This is a genomic window from Siphonobacter sp., from assembly GCF_048595215.1.
Classification (GTDB): Bacteria; Bacteroidota; Bacteroidia; order Cytophagales; family Spirosomataceae; genus Siphonobacter.
The window spans coordinates 1-3,472 of the sequence record NZ_JBMDWJ010000110.1; the positions used below are offsets into that span (position 1 = coordinate 1).

Annotated in this window: 4 protein-coding genes; 3 read left to right on the forward strand and 1 reads right to left on the reverse strand. The window is 46.4% G+C overall.

Annotated elements, in window-relative coordinates; translation table 11 throughout:
• Positions 1-327: 327 nt before the first annotated feature.
• Complete coding sequence (locus tag ACOJTG_RS06520) at positions 328-738, reverse strand: GNAT family N-acetyltransferase (protein ID WP_420153066.1); 411 nt, start codon at positions 736-738, stop codon at positions 328-330.
• 516 nt (positions 739-1,254) lie between these two features.
• On the opposite strand from ACOJTG_RS06520, the gene ACOJTG_RS06525 reads away from it, so the two are divergent.
• From ACOJTG_RS06525 to ACOJTG_RS06535, 3 genes are all read left to right on the forward strand, one after another.
• Positions 1,255-2,337, forward strand: a complete 1,083-nt coding sequence (locus ACOJTG_RS06525) for a fatty acid desaturase family protein (protein WP_420153067.1) — start codon at positions 1,255-1,257, stop codon at positions 2,335-2,337.
• 52 nt (positions 2,338-2,389) lie between these two features.
• On the forward strand, positions 2,390-2,524 hold the full coding sequence (locus ACOJTG_RS06530; protein ID WP_420153068.1) for a hypothetical protein: 135 nt from the start codon (positions 2,390-2,392) through the stop codon (positions 2,522-2,524).
• A 196-nt stretch (positions 2,525-2,720) separates the two neighbouring features.
• The coding region (locus tag ACOJTG_RS06535) for a glycosyltransferase (protein ID WP_420153069.1) at positions 2,721-3,472 on the forward strand (752 nt) is incomplete at its 3' end.

Consider the following 3,472-nt stretch of genomic DNA (forward strand, 5'->3'; position numbering starts at 1 on the left):
AACGGGATGCATAGGTTCCTGAAATCAAGGATGGATAATTTAATTAGCTAGTGACAAATTTGTCACCATATACAAAATTGATAGGTACGAACGCAAGAATCCCCGGTAGTACACCTGTGGTATGGCGGTTACACTGGAAATTATTGGTGGCAAGTGGAAGCCAGCAATAATTTTTGTCTGAGTAGAAGGCTCCGGTAACCCAGTGAGCTACCGCGGATGGTACCGCAGTCCCGTCACCGGGTACTCAATGCTTAGGGACTTCAATAGGAGCAGGCGTTTGAGAAAATTCTGGAAGGAAAAAATGCTAAATGCCCGGAAGACGCCGCTTCAGAAGCGTAGTTCTAAAATGAGTTGATGTTTACACCGAATCTGGTTCTCCCAAATCGGTTGAGGATAGGCTTCGAGAAAATAGTTGTAGCGGACGTCTATGAGATCAAAGCCCACTCGCTGATAAAGGGCGAATTGATTAATACTGGAATTGCCGGTCCTGATGAGTACCCGAGGGGAGCCTTGTTGGCGGGCTACTTCTATTAAGTGGAGCAGCAGCGTTTTACCCCATCCCTGACCCTGGTAGGACGGAGCAATGGCCAGGTTGACAATTTCGGCTTCCTGCTCCTGAACTTGTAATAACCCTACGCCTTGGGTTTGCCCCTTAAGTTTCAGTAGATAAACCTGACTCAATGGCAAGTACTCCCTAATTAATTGCGGGTTTTCATCGGCTAGCAAAAGCAGATCCATGGGTAAAGGCTCAGGGGGCTGGAAGGGAGTAATCGAGTAGGGCACGCGTTTAAGATTAAAAAAGAACCAAAACACAAAGGTACACCCGACAAGCTTCGGCTGTACACAGTGGGTGACTCTCCTAAGCACTTGCTCCCCCCTAGTAAAAGCGGATTATTCCTAATCCTGCCGTTTTATTTAAGGGATTTCTGAACTTAGTGTAGTAGTTACTCGTTTTACTACTACACTAGCAAATTTCTAAACGAGAAAAGGGACTAGTAGTACAATGCCTTTAATGGCCTATTGCGTTCTTACACTGCTTCGGCTTGGGTTAGCAACCTGACTCGCTTCGGTTAATCCAAGATCTTTATCTCCCTTCGTGGATACAGGTGTACTGGTTCAAAGGATCCAACACCGTTACCTCTTACGATCTATTTAATGTACCTAACCTCCGCTTAAACTTTGCGTGCGGATGAATTACCTGATTTCCTGTACATCAGATTCCTTTCATCGAAAGGTTAGGCTAATGCTATCTTCATGCAAAACCAGTTAAAATTTACCAACACGAGCCGTTCACAGTTTTTCGCTACGGTTCGTCAACGTGTGGATATTTACTTTAAAGAACAGGGGATTTCACCCCACGCCAACTCAGCCATGTGGTTGAAAGCGGCTTTTTTTCTGGGTGGTTTCTTTCTGCTGTATGGGCTGTTGCTTTCCAACCAGTTTAACGTCTGGGCGATGCTTGGCTTTTCGGTAGGGCTAGGAATGTTTGCGGCTTTTATCGGTTTTAATATCTCGCACGATGCCCTGCACGGAGCTTTTTCTTCCAAAAGTTGGGTAAACCGGATGTTAGGGGCCAGTTTTTATCTGGTAGGAGCCAACCCCTACGTTTGGAAGATTACGCACAATATCGTCCACCATACGTATACCAATATTCCCGGCCATGACGAGGATATTGAAATTGCTCCCGGTTTGATTCGGGTAGATACGGACGAGCCCGTACGGCCCTGGCAACGATATCAGCACTGGTATGCCTTTGCTCTGTACTCACTGGCGTCGTTGTCCTGGGTATTTCGTAAGGACTTCGTAAAGTTTTTCAAAAAGGAGATTGGTCATTACGAAACCCAAGCCCATCCCAAACAGGAATATATCAAGTTGTTTGCTGCCAAGCTGGCGTACTATTTCCTATTCCTGATTTTGCCTTATCTGGTTCTGGATTTGAGCTGGTGGCAAATTGGAATTGGCTTTTTAGTCATGCACTTAGTCGAAGGATTGGTATTGGGGCTAGTCTTTCAGTTAGCCCACGTGGTGGAAGGTACTTCCTTTCCTATTCCATCGGATAAAGGATCCATTGAAGAAGCTTGGGCGATTCATCAATTGCGTACTACGGCCAATTTTGCTCCGCGTTCGGCAGTAGCTGCCTTTTTCTGCGGGGGCTTAAATCGGCAAATTGAACACCACCTGTTCCCAAAAGTGTGCCACATTCATTATCCGGCTCTTACTGAGCTGGTTAAGCAGACGGCCGAAGATTTTAATCTGCCTTATTTGGAAAATCGAAGCTTTTTTTCGGCTTTGCACTCTCATTATCGTTTATTGAAGCTATTAGGCCGTCCGGCGTAGGGGCGGAGTTTAGCTCAAAGCAAAGTTTTTGTTCACCTATAAATGAAAAATCATGTTACTAATCGCCCAGTCCGTAGGTTGTGTTGTTGCGTATTTGCTTGTAAAGATGGATTGGAACGGTCTTCGCGAGCGTACGTTCCGACCCGTACTCATTCCGGATCGTATCCGAATGAATTGGAATAAATAGAAGTTATAGTAGCGTAATGTCCCGGTCAGTACAGGAGTAACTTCCTATACTGACCGGGATTATTTTTGCTCGTAAGGCAGGACGCCGTACCTAGGCATAGCCCAATAGAAGGCCTGCGTGCCGTTTTTTTACTACCTTGCTTTTTTTTTGAGTTTAATGGTGTTCCAGGCGGGTATTAAAGAAACCCACAGAAGGGATGAGTAGAAAAATTTTAGTTACCGCCGATCAGATTGCTACGTCGAGCACTGGTTTGTATCATTTTGCCTTTGAATTGATTAAACAGCTCCGGGCGTACCAGACCGACGAGATGGATTTACAGTACTTAATCCCCCGGTCGTTTGCAAACATCAAACCCTTTGGAGAGGTCCATTACCGAACCCGGGGTGTATTGACGAATTTGCGTTGGAAGAGTATTCCGGAGTTTGACCTGATTCATTTTACGCAGCAAAATCCAACGCTGCTCAAACCCCATAAAATCATTGGTCGGAAAATCCTGACCATTCATGATTTAAACTATCGCTACGAATATCCTACCGATTCGGCCCCGTACCGGCATTTTCAGGCTCAGACTCGCCGGTATATGGATCAGGTGGATGTTATTACGACGATCTCCCATTACGCGGCTCGCGATATTGTCGAACACCTGCAGTATCCGCTCGACCAGATTCGGGTTATCTACAACGGTGTAAACGTATCGACCATTCCGGCAGCAGAACTAGCTCAGCATCAGCCCAGCTTCCGGCCTGAACGTCCGTTTTTATTTACCGTCGGGACGGTGATGGCGAAGAAAACCTTCCATGTTTTACCAGCCCTGCTGGCTAATCTGGACTACGACCTGATCATAGCCGGTCGAATCGACGACCATAGTCTGGAGTACTATAAACTGATCAATCGGGAGTGTGAACGCTTTGGGATTGCCCCCGGACGCGTGCATCTGCTGGGCGAGAC

Bases quoted from the DNA above. Each gene is read 5' to 3' on its own strand.
- ACOJTG_RS06530 (WP_420153068.1), top strand. From the start codon at position 2,390: ATGTTACTAATCGCCCAGTCCGTAGGTTGTGTTGTTGCGTATTTGCTT.
- ACOJTG_RS06520 (WP_420153066.1), bottom strand. From the start codon at position 738: ATGGATCTGCTTTTGCTAGCCGATGAAAACCCGCAATTAATTAGGGAG.
- ACOJTG_RS06525 (WP_420153067.1), top strand. From the start codon at position 1,255: ATGCAAAACCAGTTAAAATTTACCAACACGAGCCGTTCACAGTTTTTC.